The organism is Marinobacter sediminicola, from assembly GCF_031157525.1.
Classification (GTDB): domain Bacteria; phylum Pseudomonadota; class Gammaproteobacteria; order Pseudomonadales; family Oleiphilaceae; genus Marinobacter; species Marinobacter sediminicola.
The window spans coordinates 469,834-490,916 of sequence record NZ_JAVIXR010000002.1 but is presented as its reverse complement, the minus strand read 5'-3'; the positions used below and the strand labels follow the sequence as shown (position 1 = coordinate 490,916).

16 protein-coding genes are annotated in these 21,083 nt (G+C 55.1%); 5 read left to right on the top strand and 11 right to left on the bottom strand.

Annotated elements, in window-relative coordinates:
- Positions 1-236: 236 nt before the first annotated feature.
- From RG807_RS05000 to RG807_RS04990, 3 genes are all read right to left on the bottom strand, one after another.
- The gene (locus RG807_RS05000) at positions 237-686 is read right to left on the bottom strand and encodes a hypothetical protein (RefSeq protein ID WP_309043891.1); all 450 of its coding nucleotides are present in this window, start codon (positions 684-686) and stop codon (positions 237-239) included.
- A gap of 223 nt (positions 687-909) precedes the next feature.
- Positions 910-1,620 carry an SIMPL domain-containing protein gene (locus RG807_RS04995; RefSeq protein ID WP_309043890.1) on the bottom strand — a complete coding sequence of 237 codons (711 nt, stop codon included), beginning with the start codon at positions 1,618-1,620 and terminating at the stop codon, positions 910-912.
- Complete coding sequence (locus RG807_RS04990; RefSeq protein ID WP_309043889.1) at positions 1,617-2,636, bottom strand: ChaN family lipoprotein; 1,020 nt, start codon at positions 2,634-2,636, stop codon at positions 1,617-1,619. The genes RG807_RS04995 and RG807_RS04990 overlap by 4 nt, the downstream gene beginning before the upstream one ends.
- Before the next feature lie 62 nt (positions 2,637-2,698).
- Between RG807_RS04990 and dauA the strand changes: the two genes are divergently transcribed.
- The 5 genes from dauA (at position 2,699) to senA (ending at position 11,587) form a co-directional block, all read left to right on the top strand.
- Positions 2,699-4,462, top strand: coding sequence for a C4-dicarboxylic acid transporter DauA (dauA, locus tag RG807_RS04985; RefSeq protein ID WP_309043888.1), 1,764 nt, complete (start codon positions 2,699-2,701; stop codon positions 4,460-4,462).
- Between the two features lie 11 nt (positions 4,463-4,473).
- Positions 4,474-6,420, top strand: a complete 1,947-nt coding sequence (locus RG807_RS04980; protein ID WP_309043911.1) for a CASTOR/POLLUX-related putative ion channel — start codon at positions 4,474-4,476, stop codon at positions 6,418-6,420.
- Between the two features lie 181 nt (positions 6,421-6,601).
- Positions 6,602-8,194: an isocitrate lyase gene (locus RG807_RS04975; protein ID WP_309043887.1), complete on the top strand. Its 1,593-nt coding sequence runs from the start codon at positions 6,602-6,604 to the stop codon at positions 8,192-8,194.
- Positions 8,195-8,336: 142 nt separating this feature from the next.
- Positions 8,337-10,202, top strand: coding sequence for an SLC13 family permease (locus RG807_RS04970; RefSeq protein ID WP_309043886.1), 1,866 nt, complete (start codon positions 8,337-8,339; stop codon positions 10,200-10,202).
- Between the two features lie 35 nt (positions 10,203-10,237).
- Positions 10,238-11,587, top strand: a complete 1,350-nt coding sequence (gene senA / locus RG807_RS04965; RefSeq protein WP_309043885.1) for a selenoneine synthase SenA — start codon at positions 10,238-10,240, stop codon at positions 11,585-11,587.
- Positions 11,588-11,595: 8 nt separating this feature from the next.
- Here the strand turns inward: senA and RG807_RS04960 are convergent, their stop codons facing one another.
- From RG807_RS04960 to prmA, 8 genes are all read right to left on the bottom strand, one after another.
- Entirely contained in the window at positions 11,596-13,176 is a 1,581-nt protein-coding gene (locus RG807_RS04960; protein ID WP_309043884.1) for a cation:proton antiporter domain-containing protein, read from the bottom strand.
- Between the two features lie 98 nt (positions 13,177-13,274).
- Positions 13,275-14,222 carry an alpha/beta fold hydrolase gene (locus tag RG807_RS04955; RefSeq protein WP_309043883.1) on the bottom strand — a complete coding sequence of 316 codons (948 nt, stop codon included), beginning with the start codon at positions 14,220-14,222 and terminating at the stop codon, positions 13,275-13,277.
- Positions 14,223-14,330: 108 nt separating this feature from the next.
- Positions 14,331-15,623 (bottom strand): phosphoribosylamine--glycine ligase, encoded by a 1,293-nt coding sequence (purD, locus tag RG807_RS04950; protein WP_309043882.1) that lies wholly within the window; start codon positions 15,621-15,623, stop codon positions 14,331-14,333.
- Between the two features lie 48 nt (positions 15,624-15,671).
- The gene (gene purH, locus RG807_RS04945) at positions 15,672-17,252 is read right to left on the bottom strand and encodes a bifunctional phosphoribosylaminoimidazolecarboxamide formyltransferase/IMP cyclohydrolase (protein WP_309043881.1); all 1,581 of its coding nucleotides are present in this window, start codon (positions 17,250-17,252) and stop codon (positions 15,672-15,674) included.
- Positions 17,253-17,338: 86 nt separating this feature from the next.
- A complete protein-coding gene (fis, locus tag RG807_RS04940; RefSeq protein ID WP_200369728.1) occupies positions 17,339-17,656 on the bottom strand; it encodes a DNA-binding transcriptional regulator Fis in 318 nt (105 codons plus the stop codon).
- Positions 17,653-18,648, bottom strand: a complete 996-nt coding sequence (dusB, locus tag RG807_RS04935) for a tRNA dihydrouridine synthase DusB (RefSeq protein ID WP_309043910.1) — start codon at positions 18,646-18,648, stop codon at positions 17,653-17,655. Before dusB ends, fis begins: the two co-directional genes overlap by 4 nt.
- 227 nt (positions 18,649-18,875) lie before the next feature.
- Complete coding sequence (locus RG807_RS04930) at positions 18,876-20,102, bottom strand: DUF3426 domain-containing protein (RefSeq protein WP_309043880.1); 1,227 nt, start codon at positions 20,100-20,102, stop codon at positions 18,876-18,878.
- Positions 20,103-20,175: 73 nt separating this feature from the next.
- On the bottom strand, positions 20,176-21,072 hold the full coding sequence (gene prmA / locus RG807_RS04925; RefSeq protein WP_309043879.1) for a 50S ribosomal protein L11 methyltransferase: 897 nt from the start codon (positions 21,070-21,072) through the stop codon (positions 20,176-20,178).
- Between the last annotated feature and the right edge of the window lie 11 nt (positions 21,073-21,083).

Below are 21,083 nucleotides of genomic sequence, written 5' to 3'. Positions count from 1 at the left end.
GCCTACTTCCATTTCAATATCTCCGTAAATCTGGATGTTTTTTGACCATAGCAGATTTTCTTAACGGAGAATTTCGTGCTGGTAACTGTGCCGACTGACACCATTAATAAAATTTAACAAGAGCCAAGTGGTGACCACATAACGCCTTTGTTCAGCGGTGCCCTTGTAGCGCAGCGAAAAGGGCATCCGGTGGAGGGCCGCCAGGCCCGGAACGAACTGCAACAACTGGTTATATGTCAGTTCTGCCACTCGACTGCATATCGGTTCACCCGATCCAGATTCACAGCCCCCGCCAAGAAAAGCGGCCACATGATCCAGAGACCGATGACCATCCAAATACCAGCCTCTTGATACTTCCACGATGCGACACAAGCCGCAGCAAAAATGGCTCCAGAAACCACTTGAGTTAAGCAGGTAATTCCAGGGCCAACGCTGTTCACTACTGCATAGTAAAATCGAAATCTTTGATTCACCCCAGGCTTATAACCAGGCTTAAAATGTCCAAGACCTGACACGACAAGCTGAATCAGAAAAAGAGCCAGCAGGTAAAGAACTGTTGGGTCAGAAGCGTCGATAGAACCCACGAAATCGACCAGGCCTTTTGATCCGTTTTTGGCAACGGAGATGAAGCAAGGTACGCTCCCAAGTAGAAAGGAAGACGTGAAGACTGACAACTTTTGACTCAAACTCCGTGTCTCCCTGACATATAACAGTGGTTAGGTGGAAGTAACTTTCACGGCACAAACGTGACTTCCACAATTCATTCAGCCCCTTTCTGGCCGCTGCAAAAATAACATCTAATAACAATACCTTATGCGTGCTCAGGCTTTCAGGCTATGTAATCGCGTGACCTCTTCATTATTGCAATAACACCGAACCATGCGATCTTCCAGCTGGTCCGTGTGTAAGCTACCGCAAATAATACTCAACGGTAGAAACCACCCGCACGGTCTTTACCGGGTGCTGTTGCTCAGACACCCCTGGCGCTTGATCCCTGGCCAGTATCTGGAATACGCCCTGATTGGCCCTGCGAAGATCGCCCAGCTCGGTCTTTGCATCCTCGGCAAACTGGCTGGCGGCTTCGCGTGCGGAGGCCGTGGCTTCGGCAATCATGGCGGGTTTGATGTCGTTCAGGCCGTTGAACAGATAGGTTGGGCCACTTGGGCCGTAGTCTGAAGACAACACCACGCCGGAATCCACCAGCTCGCTTACGCCCTGTGCGGCCTGGCGAATCTTTTGAATGTCGTCGCTGCGCACCATCAGGGTTTGGCTGACGATGAATTTCTGTTCGTTATTGTTGTCCTGGTATGGGTTGGCGCGGGTGTCGGTTACATCAAGGCGCTGCAGCTCCACTGAGTTGTCACCGATGGCCTGCAGTTTCAGAAATGCCATGATGGCGTTGCGGCTGTTACGGGCTTTGTCCTGGGCCTCACTTAGGCTGGCGCCAGTCGCTACGAACCGAATTGGCCATAAGGCCAGATCGGCGTTCACTTCCCGTTCCGCCACGCCTTTCACGGTTACATAGCGATCACCGGTGCGCAGGTCTGTGAGGCCATCGCTGATGAGTGAGGCTGAAATAATGGCGCTAACACCCAAAATCAGGGCAACTAGAACTTTCATGGGGAATCTTCCTGACACGTTTCGTTGTTGGGGCGCTGGAACCTTGCGGACATCGCTTTGCGTTCGCGATCTTCATCAAGAAACTCCTGCGGCAAAGGCTGGATGAAGTAGAGGAAGTCGCCTTTATTCCTGAATTTTTCCACTGGCGCCTTTTCTGCATCCGCTGGCCATACTACCGGTGAAATCACTGCAACTGAAACATCCGGTGCCCGCTGGCGGAGAAGTGCAACGGTTCCCAGATGCTCTTCGCTGTGGAAGGTGCCGGTGGTGTGAATAATCTGTGCGTTGGGGTGCTCCTTGTGGGCACTTAATATGCGGCTGGCCATGGTGTTGTCGCGCAGTAATTGGGCCTTATAGGTGCTGAGCATACGCTCGCTCATGGCCTCGCCTGCAGCGCTGTGGCTGCTAGTAATAGCGGCGCTGAATTTGTCCCGGTAGGCAGGGGTGTCCATAAATGCATTGCCGGGCAACTGTGCGCGTTCGTTGGCTGGCAGCTTGTTCAGGTAGCCCGGCCCTGTGCGCCCGACGCAGCGCACTACGGCTGCAGGCGCATTGGCAGCCACTATGGGCAGGCCATGCTGCCGTGCGAACTCCACCAGCGGCCGGTAGGAGGCTCGATAATTATCCCAGGCACCGCTGTCTTCAAAGAATTCAGTTTCGCCGGTTTTACCATCGAGGTAGGCATCAACCGCGGTCTGGTTGTCCAGATTAAACTGTTCCATGGAGAGCACTTGTAGAGGTTGTTGGCGATAGAGGGCAGCCTGAATCCGCGATTGCAGCAAATGGGCTGCCTGATGGCCATGGTATTCGCCAATGACAATTACATCGGTATGGGCAAGCTTTTGAGCGAGGGCTTCAACGCTAAGCTGCATGCCGCTATTGGCATCTACCAAGCGAGTCTCGTAAAGAGTCTCTGGCCTCGTCTCTGTGCTGCTTTTGCTGGAATGGAATGTGGCTGCACACCCAGCCAGGGTGCCCGTTAGTAGTGCCAGTGCGGTGATGAACAAACTTTTCATGAAAAAATTATATATGATGTAAGGCCTCGCTACTTGTATGTATTTCCAGACTCGAGGCCAGTATGCCCCATCGCGCCCATCTTTTTTCTCTCCGGCTTGCCCATGCTTTCCGGGAGGCCTGCATTGACCAACCCTACAACAGCCGCCGGTTTCTGCGTGATCTCATGGCTGGCGTTACCGTGGGGATCATTGCCATACCCCTGGCCATGGCCTTGGCGATCGCCAGTGGCGTTGCGCCTCAGTACGGTCTTTATACGGCGTTCATTGCCGGTTTTATCATTGCCCTGACGGGTGGTAGCCGCTTCAGTGTCTCGGGCCCGACGGCGGCGTTTGTGGTTATTCTTTACCCCATTGCCCAAACCTATGGTCTTGGGGGACTTTTGCTCGCCACGCTGATGTCGGGTGTGCTGTTGGTGATCATGGCACTCATGCGGCTGGGTCGCTTCATAGAATACATTCCTGAATCCGTCACTCTTGGATTTACCAGCGGCATTGCCGTGGTGATTGCAACTCTGCAGGTGAGTGATTTTTTGGGCTTGCCTGTTGAGAGTATGCCGGAACATTATTGGGACAAGCTGGCGGTGCTGGCGCAGAGCTTTCCTGCTCTGGATAGCATGAGCGCTTTGGTGGCCTTGGTTACGCTTGCGATCATGCTGATCTGGCCACGGCTCAGAACCCCGGTTCCGCCGCACCTGCCAGCTGTGATTGTGGGTAGTCTCCTTGCCATATGGTTAAACGCCAATGGTGCCTCAGTGGATACGATTGGGTCGCGCTTCAGCTATTTATTGCCTGGTGGCGGCACGGGCGCGGGCATCCCGCCGTTTTTGCCGGAATTCGCCTGGCCCTGGCAGCAGGCAGATGCCAGTGGTAACGCCCTCGGCTTTTCCTGGGGCATGGTGAGGGAGCTCTTACCGGCTGCTTTCGCCATAGCCATGCTTGGCGCGATCGAATCCCTGCTCTGTGCTGTGGTGCTCGATGGCATGACCGGTAAGCGCCACAGCGCCAACAGCGAACTGATGGGGCAGGGGTTGGGTAATATTATTGTGCCGTTTTTCGGGGGTATAACTGCAACAGCTGCCATTGCACGCTCTGCCGCCAATTACCGTGCTGGTGCTGAATCACCGGTCGCCGCCATGATCCATGCCATTGTGGTACTACTGGCCCTGGTGTCGCTGGCGGGTATTTTGGCTTACCTACCTATGCCCGCCATGGCCGCTTTGTTGATTATGGTGGCCTGGAATATGAGCGAAGCACCCAAGGCGGTGCGCCTGCTGAAAACCGCGCCGCGCAGCGATGTGTGGGTATTCCTCACCTGTTTTACCCTCACTGTGGCACTGGACATGGTTATTGCCATTACCACCGGCGTTCTGCTGGCGGCGGTGCTATTCATGCGTGAAATGGCAGAAATGACCAAGGTTACAGACATCACTACCGGTAACCGGGTCAGTGATGAAAACCTGCCGGCAGGCTGGCGGGTGTTTAAAATCAATGGTCCGCTGTTTTTCGCAGCGGCGGACCGTATTTTTGGAGAGCTTGCTGAGCTGTCCCGCAATGTTGAGGGGATTATTCTGTACATGGATGGCGTTACGGTTCTGGATGCGGGTGGCCTGTCGGCCCTCAACAAACTGGTTGGCACCTGCAGGAACGACGGCACCCGTATTGTGATTGCTGATTTGCAGTCCCAGCCCCAGCGCGCGCTCGCACGCAGCGGCCTTGGGCCGGTGGAGGGCGTTTTGCAGTTTACGCCCACTCTGCGGGAAGCCCTTGAGCTGCCTTTGCTACCCATGGCTAAGCAGAACCCAACGCTCACCGGAGCCCAGACATGAAAAAAACCGCCATATTGCCGTTTCGCGTGGTTGATCGAGTAAAATTTATTGTTGAGCGGCAGTTGGTGAAGGGTGCAGGCTTCCAGCTGTTGGTGGTGGGTATTTTTATCGGTTTGATCTCGTTGATCGGTGGGCTTCTGGTGGTCCCCCAAGGCGGTGACTTCGATGATCCTGGCTCGGCCGTCTGGTGGGCGTTTCTGCGCCTGACGGACCCCGGTTATCTGGGAGATGATGTAGGTACGTGGCAACGCTTTGTCTCAACGCTACTGACCATCAGCGGATACGTGGTGTTCATGGGCACCCTGGTGGCTATTTTGACCCGCTGGCTGATTGCCAAAATGGCAGAGCTTGAGCGCGGTCTTACGCCAGTTACCCTGAAGGCGCACGTGGTTGTGCTGGGCTGGACCAGCCAAACCTTGCCTTTGCTCTCAGAGCTGCTGGGCTCATCCGGGCGTATGCGCCGGTTTCTCGAGAAGCATGACACCCAAAAATTGAATCTGGTGGTGCTATCGGAAGAAGCCTCTGCGGAACAGGTCCATGAACTGCGCAATGAACCCGGCATCGGGCGCCGTGCCCGGCAGGTTATCCTGCGCTCCGGTTCTGCCATTCAACCGGATGCCTTGCACCGGGTCGCCTGCCTTGATGCAGCGGCAGTGATAGTGCCCAGCGCGGTTTACGAAGCGGGAAGCTTGATCACCTCGGATGTGGAAACCGTTAAGGCCCTGCTGTCGATTGCCGCTCAGGCAAGGCAGTACCAGGCGCCCCTGCCTTTTGTAGTCGCAGAGATTCAGGATGTCCGCAAGCTTCCCGTGGTTGAGCGCGCCTATCCCGGTCCCATCGAAGTGGTCGCAGGTAATGCGACGATCAGCCGCCTGATGGTGCAAAACGTAATGCATCCGGGGTTGTCTGAAATATACAACGAGTTGCTCACGGCGGGCGAAGGTAACGAGATCTACGTTCGGGGTGGCGAAACAGTGGCGGGCCTGTCCCTCGGAGAGCTGGCAGCTGAGCGCCCGAATGTGATCATTCTTGGACTGCTTCGCAGCAGTGAGCAGGGTTGGGATATCCGTTTGGCAGCGCCGTCTGATACACGAATAGAGGCTGAGGATAGGGTTGTCATGATGGCCCGAGATTATTCTGAAACGGATGCGAATCCGAAAGCCGAGGCATTACCCCGGATAAATCGTGGGGAAGCGAAACGCTCTGTGCGCGGCGAAGGTCTGGAGGGGCATCGTGTTCTGTTGCTTGGCTGGAATCGAAGAGTACCCAGTCTGATGGCCGAGTTTGCCAGTTATGGCTCCGGACAACCTGTGCTGGATATTGTTTCCGCTGTACCAGTATCTGAGCGTGAACAGGCGCTCAGCCGTTATGCCAAAGGCAAACTTCTGGATGCGTACAGTCATATCGAAGCGGACTACATGGTTGAGGATGAATTGCGCCTGATCAACCCTGCCAGCTACGACACGATTATACTGCTTAGTAGTGATCGGTTGGCTTCTGGAGAAGAGGCAGATGCACGGACCATGGTTGGCTATCTTCAGCTCGAAGACATACTGGCAGAGTCGCCCGGGCGCCCTCAGTTGATTATGGAACTGAGTGATCCGGACAACCGCCAACTGCTTTATGGTCACCAGAGTGAAGTGCTCATCAGCCCGATGATACTCAGCCATATCCTTGCGCAGGTAGCACTGCGTCGGGAACTCAGAGCGGTACTGGACGAGCTGTTTACGGTAGGTGGCGGTGAGATCCGGTTCAGTAATCCTGATGATTATCCGCTGCCAGCGAGCGCCGACTTCCACGTGCTGGAAAAGGTGCTGGCTGCTGAGGGTGAAGTGGCCCTTGGCGTATTCCGCGCCACTGCAGATGCTCGTGGCAGGCATCTACTGCTGAATCCTCCACGCAGGCAGTATCTTGAGTTGCAGCCTGGGGATCGGCTGGTTGTGCTGTGCCAGTCCTGACCGCTTGTTTGGAAAAATGATCGCATCAGTCATTCATGGGGTGAATGCTGAAAATAGATCATATAAATTTCAATTATAAGATCTGAGGCATTAAAGTACTGCCAACACTGATATCCAGCCCGGTGATCTGCCCGGGCTAAAGTCATCAACCCCATTCATCAACACACCAAGGATCGAGACCATGCCATACGCAAAAGACGTCGATACTATTGCTTCAGTACTGAAGCAAAACCCGACCTGGCACGCGATTAACCCTAAGCACGCTGCTCGCATGCGCGCCCAGAACAAATTCAAGACTGGTCTGGACATCGCCAAGTACACTGCGAAGGTCATGCGTGAAGATATGGCTGCTTATGACGCCGACTCTTCCAAGTACACCCAGTCTCTGGGTTGCTGGCACGGTTTTATCGGCCAGCAGAAGCTGATCGCTATCAAGAAGCACTTCGGTTCCACCAAGCGTCGTTACCTGTACCTGTCTGGTTGGATGGTTGCTGCTCTGCGTTCTGAGTTCGGGCCTCTGCCTGACCAGTCCATGCATGAGAAAACGGCTGTTTCCAGCCTGATCGAAGAGCTGTACACCTTCCTGCGTCAGGCTGATGCATGGGAACTGAACCACCTGTTCCGTGATCTGGAAGCTGCTGAAAATGCAGGCGACACTGCCAAGGCAGAAGAGCTGATCAAGCAGATCGACAATCACGAAACTCACGTTGTGCCGATCATTGCCGACATCGATGCCGGTTTCGGTAACGACGAAGCGACCTACCTGCTGGCCAAGCAGATGATCGAAGCGGGCGCTTGCGCAATCCAGATCGAAAACCAGGTATCTGACGAGAAGCAGTGTGGCCACCAGGACGGTAAAGTAACCGTTCCTCACGCCGACTTCCTGTCCAAGATCAACGCTGTACGTTTGGCGTTCCTTGAGCTGGGTGTTGACGACGGTGTTATCGTTGCACGTACTGACTCACTGGGTGCTGGCCTGACCAAGCAGATCGCTGTAACCAACGAGCCAGGCGACCTGGGTGACCAGTACAACAGCTTCATCGATGGCGACATTATCGAGAAGGCTGAAGACATCAACAACGGCGACGTTGTGATCAAGCAGAACGGCAAGCTGGTTAAGCCCAAGCGTCTGGCATCTGGCCTGTTCCAGTTCAAGGAAGGCTCTGGTGAAGACCGCGTTGTTATGGACTGTATCGCCAGCCTGCAGAACGGCGCCGACATGCTGTGGATCGAGACTGAGAAGCCTCACGTTGGTCAGATCGCTGCCATGGTAAACCGCATCAAGGAAGTTGTTCCCGATGCCAAGCTGGTTTACAACAACAGCCCGTCCTTCAACTGGACTCTGAACTTCCGTCAGCAGGTATTCGACGCAATGAAGGAAGAAGGCAAGGATGTATCTGCCTACGACCGCGCCAAGCTGATGAGCGTAGAGTACGACAACACTGAACTGGGCAAGCAGGCTGACGAGTGGACTGCTAACTTCCAGCGCGACGCAGCCCGTGAAGCTGGTGTATTCCACCACCTGATCACTCTGCCGACTTACCACACTGCGGCCCTGTCTACCGACAACCTGGCCAAAGGCTACTTCGGTGCTGAAGGCATGCTGGCTTACGTTAAAGGCGTACAGCGTGAAGAAATCCGTCAGGGCATCGCGACTGTTAAGCACCAGGATATGGCTGGTTCTAACATTGGTGATGACCACAAGGAATTCTTCGCAGGTGATGCTGCGCTGAAAGCCGGTGGTTCTGACAACACTATGAACCAGTTCGGTTAATCGAACGGTTTACGGCTTGAGATAGACCGCTCCCGGACTTGTTCCGGGAGCATGAAAACCCCGTAACTGGAGACAGTTTGCGGGGTTTTTGTTTTTGGGCTTTGCTATATTCTGGTACCAGCCCAGTAATAGGAGAGCGCCCTTGAGTATCGAGCAAGGCATTGTGTTTGCGGTGCTCGGAATCACCCTTGCCATGTTTGTTTGGAACCGCATCCGTTTTGATGTGGTGGCTATGCTTGCCTTGCTGGCGGTTGCCATATCCGGGCTGGTCCCAACTGAAGAGTTGTTTGCGGGGTTTGGTCATCCGGCGGTGATCACTGTGGCTGCTGTTCTCGTGATCAGCCAGGGGCTCGTGAATGGCGGTGTGGTGGATAATATCGCTCGGCTTCTGGGAAAGATCGGCCATCGGCCTACACTTCAGGTGTTCACGTTGACCAGTGTAGTCGCGCTATGCTCCGGCTTTATTAACAACGTGGGCGCGTTGGCGTTACTGATGCCGGTGGCTATCTGGATGTCCCGGGAGGCAGGGCGCTCGCCCTCACTGCTGCTAATGCCCCTGGCCTTCGGGTCCTTGCTGGGCGGCACCATGACCCTAATCGGCACGCCGCCCAACATCATCATTGCCTCCTACCGTGAAGGCGGTACCTTCGGATTGTTTGACTTTGCTCCGGTTGGCGTGGCGATTACGTTGGCGGGGATCGCCTTTATTACTCTGGTAGGTTGGCGACTCACACCTCGTCGGGAAGAAAACTCTGCGAATGCCAAACTGTTCAGCGTTGGCGAATATCTGACTGAGCTTCGTCTGCCGAAAGACTCAAACCACGCGGGTTCGACGTTGCACAGTCTGCTGGAAACCGCAGGAGACGAAGTGGATATTGTTGTTCTCGCCCTGATTCGTGATGAGAACTTACACGCGGTTCCGTCCACCTATAAAATTCTGCGTGAGGGGGATGTGCTGTTGGTTGAAGCCGACACCTCCAGCTTGCAGGTGTTTCTGGACAAAACGAAGCTTGAGCTGGCGAATCAGGCTGTCGAAGATGAAGAAATAAACGACGATAAAAACAGCGAAGAACAAAGCGTTAGCGATGTGAGCGATAGCGCTGGCAAGAGCAACGGGAAGGACGACAAAAATGCGGCAGCACGGATAGAGAAAGGCGAGCTGTATCTGGTGGAAGCCGTTATTGCTCCGGAGTCGTCGTTGGTAGGGCAGACCGCCAACCGGCTGAGATTGCGGGAGCGCAATCAGCTCAACATCGTTGCCGTAGCACGATTGGGCCAACGGCTTAAGCGTCGCATTGGCGATATAAGGTTCAATGCGGGTGATATATTGCTGGTGCAGGGCTTTGAGGATTCTCTGAGCGGCACGTTGGCAGAACTCGGGTGCCTGCCACTGGCGGAGCGAGGGTTAAAACTGGGTTCTCCTCGCAACACGGTGATGGCTTCTGGCATCTTTCTCGTCAGTATTGCGGTTATTGTCTCAGGCCTTCTCTCTGCTCCCGTTGCACTGGTGGCAGCCGCCGTGGCAATGGTGCTGGTGAAGCTGATGTCTGCTTCTGAAGCTTACAAGGCGATTGACTGGTCGGTGATCGTTTTGCTGGCGGCCATGATACCTGTCGGCCAGGCGATGGAATCGACGGGTGGCGCAGCGCTGATAGCGTCACAAATGCTGGTATTAGGTGAACATCTCTCGATTGCTTCTGTCCTGGTAATGATACTGGTGGGCACTTCGCTGTTATCCAACGTAGTAAACAACGCAGCGGCTGCGATTGTGGTTGCGCCGATTGCTCTCAGCCTGGCCAGCGAATTGCAGATGCCCTCTGATGCGGTGTTGATGGCGGTGGCGGTTGGTGCCTCCTGTGCCTTTATGACGCCGATAGGGCACCAGTCCAACGCGCTGGTTATGGAGCCGGGGGGCTACGAATTTGGTGATTACTGGCGCCTGGGCTTGCCCCTGACGATCATCGTAACCATCGTTGCCGTGCCAATGATTATGCTGGTCTGGACCTGACCCTACGAAAACGAATCAAGATGGAGGCAAAGCCGATGCACAAAGCTGAATTGCTGACAGAGCTTGAGAACACGCGAAAGCGAACGCGGGACCTCATTACATCGTTAGGTGAACACCAGCTTGACGTGCCTTACCATCCTGGTGTGAATCCACCGCTTTGGGAAATGGGCCACGCTGCTTTTTTCTATGAAGTGTTTGTGTTCAGTCTTTTGGACGGCGATGCCAGCTTTGATCCTTCCATGGACGATCTGTGGGATTCGTTCCATATTGATCATCAGGATCGCTGGCGCCGGGACATGTTTCCCGGCCTCGAAAAAACGTTAAATTACTTCGATCACGTCTACGAAAAAATGGCGCATCGTATTAAAAGCTCTCAACTGAGCGATCAGGAACTCTACCTCTTCCGCTACGCCATCTATCACCAGAATATGCACATAGAGTCGTTGGTTTGGTGCCGTCAGACAGTTGGGTACGGGCCACCACCCGGAACAAAGTTCGAGCGTCCTGCGCCAGGTAACAAACCAGACGACTCATTAGGGGGTGATGCCAGGATTCCTGCGGGTGACTGGTTGATCGGCATGCCGGGCGATTCCGAACAGTATGCCGCTGAGGATTTTGCTTTCGATGCTGAAAAACCCCGCCATGCGGTGACACTGAGCGAGTTTTCGATGTCCAGATACCTGGTCAGTAACCGTGAGTTCGCGGAGTTTGTTGATGATGGCGGCTATGAAGCGCCGGATCTATGGTCCTTCGGGGGGCAGAAATGGCTGCGAACCGAAGCTGATATTGCGCTGGCTCAAGGTAGGTCGGAACCCATGCTGCAAACACCAAAGCACCCCGTGTATTGGCGACGGCATGAAGGCCAGTGGCAGGAGCGCGTGTTCGATCAGTGGCAATCACTGAGCCTCGACGCACCCGTTACCCATGTGAGCTACTGGGAAGCCGAAGCCTATTGCCGTTGGGCAGGACGGCGTTTGCCTACCGAGCAGGAGTGGGAGGTGGCTGCGCTTGGCAACCGCAAAAATGAGCCATTCCGTAAATTCCCATGGGGTAACGGACTGCCGGATACCATGCGCGCCGATATGAATGCCAGTGCCATGGCCCAGAACCCGGTGACCGATTACCAGGAGGGAGCCAGTCCGTTTGGTTGTCGGCAGATGATCGGTACCGTATGGGAATGGACCAGCAGCCAGTTTCTGCCCTATGATGGCTTCCGCACCGACATGTACCCGTTCATGTCTACGCTCCAGTTCGGAGATCACAAGGTCAGCCGTGGAGGCAGTTGCGCCACCTCATCCTGCTTGATTCGAGGAACCTATCGTCAGGCGTATCTGCCACAGAGGAACGATGTGTATACAGGCTTTCGGACCTGTGCACTGGCCTGACGTTGCGCTCAGCCTGCCTTCTCTGGCGGCAGCTGGGCCGGGCCCGGGCATTTGTCCAGAAGGTGACTGGCCAGGGCAACACCCGTTTCGCTCATGGTGAGATAGGCTTCGTCGGCACCGGCTTCGCAAATGCTCTTGGCTTCATCTGCGAACATAGTGTGTGCAACAATATAGCCTGTGAAACCATATTTCCGTAACTTTTGTGCCGCGATGAGTTTCGCCTCTATGTCGCTCATTGCCAGAATGACAGCATCCAGCGTTGGCATATGGAGCGCTTCCCAAAAGGTTTTGTCTTCGGCGTCGGCATAAACTACGTTTCGCCCCTCCTTCTGGTGCCGCATGACTTTCGCAAGGTCAGAATCCAGCCCCATCAGCCTTGCCTCTTTAACTTTTAGCCAGTCATAGGAGGCTGTGCCTGTGCGGCCCATGCCCATTACCAGAACCCGGGTGTCACCCAGAGAAATTGGTAACTCATCGGGGTGTCGTTGCTTGCTCTCGAAGGGGACAAGTCGATTGCTCAAGCGATCATACAGTGGGTGCGCAAGCCGGTTCAGTGGAGCAGAGATAAGGAAAGAGAGGGCAACTGTAATGGCCAGAGGCACCAGCCACTCCGGCAGCGCAATACTGGCTACGATCAGCCCGAATTCACTGTAGTTGGTGAGTGCCAGTGCGGTCAGAAAACCACTGCGGGCGCGCAGGCGGAACAGCAACATCAGGAAGAAGAACAAAATGCCCTTTATGGGCAGCACCAAAGCGGCCACCACGGCAAAAATAATCGCATTGGTATCCGGCAGGCCGCCTATGCCGATTTGCAGAAAGAAGCCGACCAGGAATATTTCCTTCACGCTCCACAGAGACTTCGCCAACTCCTGGCTGCGGGGGTGATTTGCAAGAATGGCGCCGAATACCAGGGCGCCCAGTTCCGAGCTAAGCCCGACCGACTGAAAGCCCAAGCCACCGATAACCAGAGCCAGCAGTAATCCCAGAAGCACCAACAATTCATCGTGCCCACTGGCGTCCAGCAATTTGTATAACAACGGCCGCAGCAGCGGTAAGCCAAAGACGATCAATGCCCACTCTGAAGGTGTCTGGCCTGCTGCCAGGCTCATCACCAGCAGTGCGATCAAATCCTGCATGATCAGAATGCCGATGGCTACCCGGCCGTGAAAGGCTCTGAGCTCGCGCTTGTTTTCCAACACCTTGGCGGCCAGTACAGTCGATGAGAAAGACAGGGCAACAGCCAGCATAAATGCTACGTACCAGCTTATGTCCATCAGCAAATAAAGGCCCGGGGTAAACACGAAACAGGTGATGGCAAAGTGCAGAAGACTGCCGCCGATGACTTCGGGGCTGATAACCGACTTGAGTTTAAGCTTGAGGCCCACAGTGAACAGCATGAGCAATACGCCCAGGTGAGCGATATGTGCCAGTACCGCTGTGGGTTCTGCAGAAATACCAATAGAAGGGCTGGCGGCGAGACCACTGAGCACAAAGCCTGCCGCCAGATACCCAACCAGTGGTGGCAGACCGATGGATTTGATCAGGAGGCCAAGGCCGAATGCAAAAGAAATCCAGATAGCTTCAGGCATGGGAGGTTCTTTAAGGGGAAAATTAGCTTCCGTGTAAGGCTACCTTGTTTTCCCTGACCGTTGAAAACAATAACGGTGGAACCTCCTGCCCAATTGACTTAGTCGACTTTTGATAGGAAGGGTTCGGCAAATTCAAGGAATAGGCGAGCAGATTCTTCTGGTGCCTCAATCATCGGTGCGTGGCCGATGCCGTCCAGTATCTCCAGCTGTGAACCGGGGATGGTCTTTTGAAAGATGGCACCGTTACGGTAGTCCAGTATGCGGTCTTCTTTGCCCCAGACGATAAGAACAGGATCTTCGATCCGTTTGATGGCGTCGCGAAAGTCCGTTGTAAAGCCAACCTCTTTAATGGCTTCAAAGATCACGTTGTTCACTTCCTGATTGGCGATGGCTTTTTCTTCCATAACCCCCAGAATCGGCCAGGGAACAAAGGGCCGTTCTTCCAGGGCAAAATCCATCAGGCGTTCGAAATCTCCGGGCTTGCTGGGGATGAGAGGGTTGTCACCTGCCAGCACCATGTCGACCATGTCGTTTTCAAAATCCAGGATGCCGGCTGGGTCGAACAGCACCGCGGTTTTAATTTGTTCTGGATGGGTAGCCGTGTAAAGGGCGGTAATGCCGCCGCCCATGGAGTTGCCCATCATATGCATCTCGCTGATCCCCAAGGCTTCAATAATGCCGGCAAGGTGGGCGACCTGCTCTTCAAAACGGTATCCAAGATCCAGTGGTTTGCTGCTTTCGCCGTGGCCTGGAAGGTCTATGGCGTAGACATTGAAATCATCTGTGAGCTCTCGGGCAATGCGTGTCCAGTTGTCTTTGTTGGCCCCAAAACCGTGTACCAGAACAATGGTGTCGCCGTTGTTTGCTTCGGTATTTCGCAGGTACGCGATTTCGAGATTACCCACGGTGATATTGTCTGCTTCGAGGCCGGCAGAGGAGCGTTCATAACCAATGGCGGTTTCATATATGCCTTGGCGGGAGCAGGCACTTAGCAACAGAACAGTAAATAGTAAAAAAACGGCAGTAAACGGGGGCGTTCTCAACATTTGGGGCGAATCCTGATTGTTTGTGTTTCTTGCCCGCTGGGCGAGTGCGTTTACACTACCCTATAAAAAAGCCCGGGCATTGGCCGGGCTTTCATCTTCAGTGTGTCGTCACGATCCTTCACGCGCGATCGCACGGTAGGCAATGTCCTTGCGATAAAAAACACCGTCCCAGCGTATTCTTTCCGCGAGAGCATAAGCCCTCTGTTGAGCTTCAGTAACGCTATGGCCCAGCGCGGTTGCGCAGAGTACCCGGCCGCCATTGGTAACGACATCGTCACCATCCTGGCTCAAGCTGGTACCGGCATGGAATGCTTTCTCACCGTCGGTATCCGTTTCCGGCAGGCCGGAAATAACATCGCCTTTGTTGTAGCTGCCAGGGTAGCCCCCCGCTGCAAGCACAATGCCCACGGCTGCGCGCTCGTCCCAGTCAGAGCTGCACTCATCCAGTTTGCCATCAATCGCCGCCTGGCAGAGCGCAACAATGTCTGACTTCATGCGCAGCAGGATTGGCTGGGTTTCCGGATCGCCAAAACGGCAGTTGAATTCGATAACCTTCGGGGCACCGCTGGTGTCTATCATCAGGCCGGCGTACAGGAAGCCTTTGTAAGGAAGGCCTTCAGAGGCCATGCCGCGCACCGTTGGGTAGATAACCTCGTCCATAATGCGTTTGTGCACCTCAGCGGTGACCACGGGGGCCGGGGAGTAGGCTCCCATGCCGCCGGTGTTGGGGCCGGTGTCGCCGTCACCTACGCGCTTGTGGTCTTGTGAGGTGGCCATGGGCAGAACATTCTCGCCATCCACCATAACAATAAAACTGGCTTCCTCGCCTTCCAGGAATTCCTCAACTACCACACGGCTGCCAGCCTCACCAAAGGCATTGCCTGCGAGCATGTCGCGGATGGCGTTTTCAGCTTCTTCCAGAGTCATGGCCACAATAACGCCTTTGCCAGCGGCAAGGCCGTCAGCTTTTACGACAATGGGCGCACCCTGCTTGCGAACATAGGCCAAGGCTTCATCTACATCGGTGAAGTTTCCGTAGGCGGCGGAAGGGATGTTCTGGCGAGCCAGGAAATCCTTGGTGAAGGCTTTGGAGCCTTCCAGTTGTGCGGCGCTGGCGCTGGGGCCGAATACGCGCAGGCCACGCTCTTCAAACAAATCTACAATGCCGGCTACCAACGGTGCTTCCGGGCCAACTATGGTGAGGCCAACGTTGTTGTCGGAGGCAAATTTGGCCAAGCGCTCAATATCCAGAGCATCAATCTTGACGTTTTCAACGCCCGGCTCGCGAGCAGTGCCCGCATTGCCAGGCGCTACAAAAACAGTGCCCACACCCGGAGACTGAGCTGCTTTCCATGCCAGGGCGTGTTCACGACCGCCGCTGCCAATTACCAGAATATTCATATCTTATTGCCCCGTATGTTTAAAAAGAGCTGTCATAAAGAATTGTAATCAGTGCCGGAAATGGCGCATGCCGGTGAAGACCATGGCAATGCCGTGTTCGTTGGCGGCGTCGATGACTTCCTGGTCCCGCATGGAGCCGCCGGGCTGAATGACCGCAGTAATGCCTGCTTCAGCGGCGGCATCAATGCCATCCCGGAACGGGAAGAATGCATCAGAAGCCATAACCGAACCCTTTACTTCCAGGTTCTCATCGGCGGCTTTGATGCCGGCAATCCGGGCGCTGTATACGCGGCTCATCTGGCCTGCACCCACGCCGATCGTGCGGCCTGAGCGGGCATAAACAATGGCATTGGACTTCACGTACTTCGCTACTTCCCAAGCAAACAGCAGGTCGTTCAGTTCGTGTTCTGTTGGCTGGCGGGTGGTGACGACTTTTACATCGGCCATGGCCACCATACCCAGGTCACGATCCTGTACCAGAAGGCCGCCAGTTACGCGCTTGTAGTCCATGGATTGGGCGCGCTCACCATCCAGATCACCACAGGCCAGTAGCCGGACGTTCTTTTTGGTTGCAACCAGCTCTACCGCTTCCGGAGCGATGGTGGGGGCAATGATGACCTCAACAAACTGGCGATCAATAATTGCCTTGGCGGTTTCTGCATCCAGTTCCCGGTTAAAGGCAATAATGCCGCCGAATGCGGAGGTGGGGTCTGTTGCAAAGGCCAGATCATAGGCCTGGAGAATATCCGCACCGATCGCCACGCCGCAGGGATTGGCGTGTTTGACGATTACACAGGCCGGATCTGCGAACGGCTTGACGCATTCCAGGGCCGCGTCAGTATCCGCCACGTTGTTGTAGGAAAGCTCTTTACCCTGAAGCTGTTTTGCGGTGGCAACACTGGCTTCCTTCGGGTTGCGCTCGGCATAGAAGGCCGCGCGCTGGTGCGGGTTTTCGCCGTAGCGCATGTCCTGCACTTTCACGTACTGGGCATTAAACGTGCGGGGGAAATCGGCGTTGTCGTTATCAGCGGTGCGGCCACCGAGGTAATTGGCAATGGCGCCGTCGTAACCTGCGGTGTGTTCGAAGGCTTTAACCGCCAGATCAAAGCGTGTGGCATGGCTGAGTTGACCATCGTTGTTATCCAGCTCTTGCAGAACGCGGCTGTAATCCGATGCATTGACCACAATGGCGACATCGTTGTGGTTCTTGGCAGCGGCGCGAACCATGGTTGGGCCGCCGATGTCGATGTTCTCAATGGCGGTAGCAAGGTCGCAATCCGGATCGGCAACGGTGGATTCGAACGGGTAGAGGTTCACCACAACCATGTCAATCGGGTGTATGCCATGCTCACCCATGATGGCGTCGTCGGTGCCTCTGCGGCCTAAAATGCCACCGTGGATTTTCGGATGCAGGGTTTTTACCCGGCCGTCCATCATCTCCGGGAACCCGGTGTAGTCGGAGACTTCAGTAACGGGAACACTGTTGTCTTTCAGGAGGCGGAAAGTCCCTCCGGTGGAGAGCAGTTCGATGCCGCGGTCGGTGAGGGCACGGCCGAATTCGACGATGCCGGATTTATCACTAACGCTGATCAGTGCGCGACGGACGGGGGTATTAGCCTGGTTTGCCATGGGGTCACATTCTTCACTTGGGGTGAACGAACAAGGGCCTCGCGAAGGGTGTCCGGGAGGCCCTCTTTCAAGTCAGGGTGTCTCGATTATAGCAGTCCGTACTGCTTGAGCTTCTTGCGCAGGGTTCCGCGGTTCAGACCGAGCATGGTGGATGCCTTGGTCTGGTTGTTGCGGGTGTATTTCATTACCTGCTCCAGCAGCGGCGCTTCCACTTCCGAGAGCACCAGCTGGTAAACCTCTGTAACGGGGGCGCCATCAAGTTGGGCGAAGTAGTTCTTCAGAGCCACTTCAACGTTGTCGCGCAGGGTAACGGTGTTGCCGCTGCTATTCACCGTTTGTAGCTGGTGAAGATCATCGTTGGCTGGGGTGTTCAAGGTGTTCTGTACCAAAGTCTCAGCGGTCATGCTGCGAATTCCTCTCCGTTTCGTAAGCCTGAAAAATACTGTTGGATACTGTCTTTCTGCTCCAGCGCGGTGTCGAACGCGTTGAAGCGACTGCGGAACTGTTTGTCCGGGTCGTGGGACTGCAGGTACCAGCCCACGTGTTTTCTGGCAATACGCACGCCCATGAGTTCGCCGTAAAAGCTGTGCAGGGCAACCAGGTGTTCGCTTAAAATCTTTTCCACTTCATTTAGCGGGGGTGCTGGCAAGTGTTGTCCGGTTTCAAGGAAATGCAGTATTTCCCTGAAAATCCAGGGGCTACCTTGAGCCGCGCGCCCAATAAGCAGGCCATCGGCACCGGTATATGCCAAAACTTCACGAGCCTTTTCCGGTGACGTGATGTCACCATTGGCGAAAACCGGAATGCCAACACTGGCTTTAACTTCAGCGATGGTGTCGTATTCGGCGTCACCGTTGTACTTGTCGGCTCGGGTGCGGCCATGAACGGCCAGCGCCTGAATGCCGATATCTTCTGCCATGCGCGCTATTGCTGGTGCGTTACGGTAGCTTTGGTCCCACCCGGTACGCATTTTCAGGGTAACGGGTATGTCCACTGCACTGACCACCGCTTCCAGAATATCTCTAACCAGGCGCTCATCTTTCATCAACGCGGAGCCGGCGGCTTTGTTGCACACCTTTTTAGCCGGGCAGCCCATGTTGATGTCGATTATCTGGGCACCGGATTCGGCATTAAGCCGCGCCGCATTGGCCAGCATTTCCGGGTCGCCACCCGCGATCTGCACAGACCTAGGTTCGGGTTCCCCTGCATGATCCATGCGGGTTCTGGATTTGCGCGTATGCCATAGCTTGCTGTCTGCTATCACCATTTCCGATACCGCCAGACCCGCGCCCATCTTTCGGCAAAGCAGCCGGAATGGACGATCTGTTACACCGGCCATGGGCGCAACAATCAGCGGATTGGGCAGCGTGTACGGCCCGATTTTTGCCGTCGGCAACATGGTTTGAACCCGTATCACAGCAGAGAATGCAAAAGTCGGAGTGGTGCGGTTGTTTAATAAATAACCGATGCCAGTTCCGAAGGGCGCTAATGATACCGCTGGGGGCACTTTGATTGAAGGGGCAAGGGAGCGAAAAAACTGATTATTTTTCGCTCTTTTTGGTTGACTTTTGTTCTACGGGGTGACGAGTGGAGTACCTGCCGGGTGGTCTACGGCAGGTTCGCTCAGGGGGTGTAGGGGCGGAAAATTATGTTGTAATTGACCGCGTCCCGGCCCGGATCACGGATGCTGATAGCAAAGCGCACGGGGGTTTCCACGGGCATTATGTCGAGTCCTTCTGCTTCGCCAGCAAGATAGTCCGAGGGGGCGAAAATACTCTGGGCAACGACATCTCCGTTCAGGTTGGAGAATGTCAGGGCAATGGCTGGGAAGGGTTGCTGAAATACTGCCCGGTTGATGATAACTGCGTCTACCACCAGCTGGTTTCGGTTGTCCGGATCGGTGCGAACGACCAACTTGCGGCTCTGAATAGCCTCAACGTCGATCAAAGGCTTCAGCTCACAACCTGCCAGCTCGCAGCCCTTTTCATAAAACGGCCGTAGTTCCGGTATTGCCGACAGCCGGTCAAACTGAAACCAGGTGACTTGCGCAACCAGCACGCCGATAAGGCCCAGCACAACCACAGTCCAAGTCAGGGTGCGTAGCCAGCTTCTATTGCTGCCACCCATGGATATCGGCTCGTATCTGAGGTCGCCAAAGGGGGCACCCGCTTCAAAGGGTTGTTTTTCAGGCTGGTGTTCGAGTTCGGGGTCGGGGTCGGGCTCGGGCTCAGCGTCTGCCTTATGCTCGTTGGCAAAGGATTCGAATGCCGGGTCAGCCTGCTCATCGACGAAAAAGCCCGGTGTTTCGTCCTGTTGCGATTCCGAAGGGCTTTCGGTTGGGGTTGCGCTGGCGTCTTCTGCCTCTGGAGTGCTCTCGGCGGTATCGGCCGGCGCGTCGTCTTCCCAAAGAATCGCTTCGGCCCAGCTTTCATCAACGTCCTCAGTCAGGTCGTCGGCGTTGGATTCATCGAGAGCTGAGGGATTTCGGTCGTCGAAACTGCGGAAGCTGTCACTCAGTTCGTCATCCGAGAACGTCAGTTTTGTTCCGGCATAGCGGCCTTCTTGAGCATCTTCCTCGGGGTTATCCGCGAAGACGAAATCGTCTCCCGATGCATCGCTTTCGAAACCGCTGGCGGACTGTCCAGTTGAAGCGCCCTCTGAGGGCATTTTGCTGCCCTTGTCAGAGGGGGCTTTCTGAGCAACGCTTGCTATCTCGTGTTCGATTGCGTTGAAAACAGCCATGCAATGACCACAGCGCACCTTTCCCTTGGCAAGGCCAAGTTGCTCATCGGTCACCCGAAAGCGGGTATGACATTTTGGGCATTCGGTTTGCAGACTACTCTGGGTCATGCTTTGTTCCTGAAAGCGACGGAGCTATGAACTGAAATACGAGTTGGGAGTTTAGTCTTTAAGACAGCCTCCGTCATCTGTCGTTGCGTCGTCCTGTGAGGCGTACCCACTCTTCACGCTGTGCCGGCTCATCCATAATAAACCAGGGCTCATAGGCAGCCATTACCGAACGGGCCTGGTAAGAAAGAATGCCCGAAAGCACCAGGTCACCCCCAGGGTTTGTAAGCTTTGCCAGATGAGGCGCGAGGCCTATTAGCGGCTGTGCGAGAATGTTTGCCAACATTACATCGGCTTTGCCGTCTGGCTCATTTTCCGGAAGGTACAGATCCAGCCTGGCCTCATCCACACCGTTGCGACGGGCGTTCTCACGACTTGCTTCCAGAGCCTGAGGATCGGTGTCTACGCCGGTAACATGGTCGGCGCCAAGAAGCAGGGCTGCCAAACCGAGTATGCCGGAGCCGCAGCCATAGTCGATTACCTGCTTGTCTGTAACATCCGCGCCATCCAGCCATTCCAGGCAAAGAGCTGTGGTGGGGTGTGTGCCTGTGCCGAAGGCCAGGCCAGGATCGAGCATCAAGTTGGCGGCATCCGGATCCGGCGCTTCATGCCAGCTTGGCACTATCCACAAGCGCTCTCCGAATTGCAGAGGATGAAAATCGTCCATCCAGGCTCGCTCCCAGTCTTTGTCTTCTACCAGGGTGACGTCTATATCAGTAAGCGATTGCTGGGTTTGCTGGTGCCAGGCATTGCGGATGTCTGAGCACAGCTGATCTATATCGCGGTCGGCCTGAAAAAGCCCGGTTACGGTGGTCTGGCTCCACAAAGGCGTGGTGCCATGGTCTGGTTCGTAGAGGGGTTGATCGGCTGCGTCTTCCATGGAGACGGCATCAGCGCCTATCTCCATAAGCAGATCTTCAAGCTGATCCGCGGTATCGGGATCAGCTGGGATCTGAAGTTGTATCCAGGGCATAGCTCTTCCTG

What these genes read in the sequence shown, in the direction of transcription:
- RG807_RS04975 (WP_309043887.1), top strand. Translation starts at nt 6,602, where the DNA reads ATGCCATACGCAAAAGACGTCGATACTATTGCTTCAGTACTGAAGCAA.
- dauA (WP_309043888.1), top strand. Translation starts at nt 2,699, where the DNA reads ATGCCCCATCGCGCCCATCTTTTTTCTCTCCGGCTTGCCCATGCTTTC.
- prmA (WP_309043879.1), bottom strand. Translation starts at nt 21,072, where the DNA reads ATGCCCTGGATACAACTTCAGATCCCAGCTGATCCCGATACCGCGGAT.
- fis (WP_200369728.1), bottom strand. Translation starts at nt 17,656, where the DNA reads ATGACCGCTGAGACTTTGGTACAGAACACCTTGAACACCCCAGCCAAC.
- senA (WP_309043885.1), top strand. Translation starts at nt 10,238, where the DNA reads ATGCACAAAGCTGAATTGCTGACAGAGCTTGAGAACACGCGAAAGCGA.
- RG807_RS04955 (WP_309043883.1), bottom strand. Translation starts at nt 14,222, where the DNA reads ATGTTGAGAACGCCCCCGTTTACTGCCGTTTTTTTACTATTTACTGTT.
- RG807_RS04990 (WP_309043889.1), bottom strand. Translation starts at nt 2,636, where the DNA reads ATGAAAAGTTTGTTCATCACCGCACTGGCACTACTAACGGGCACCCTG.
- RG807_RS04960 (WP_309043884.1), bottom strand. Translation starts at nt 13,176, where the DNA reads ATGCCTGAAGCTATCTGGATTTCTTTTGCATTCGGCCTTGGCCTCCTG.
- purD (WP_309043882.1), bottom strand. Translation starts at nt 15,623, where the DNA reads ATGAATATTCTGGTAATTGGCAGCGGCGGTCGTGAACACGCCCTGGCA.
- RG807_RS04930 (WP_309043880.1), bottom strand. Translation starts at nt 20,102, where the DNA reads ATGACCCAGAGTAGTCTGCAAACCGAATGCCCAAAATGTCATACCCGC.
- purH (WP_309043881.1), bottom strand. Translation starts at nt 17,252, where the DNA reads ATGGCAAACCAGGCTAATACCCCCGTCCGTCGCGCACTGATCAGCGTT.
- RG807_RS04995 (WP_309043890.1), bottom strand. Translation starts at nt 1,620, where the DNA reads ATGAAAGTTCTAGTTGCCCTGATTTTGGGTGTTAGCGCCATTATTTCA.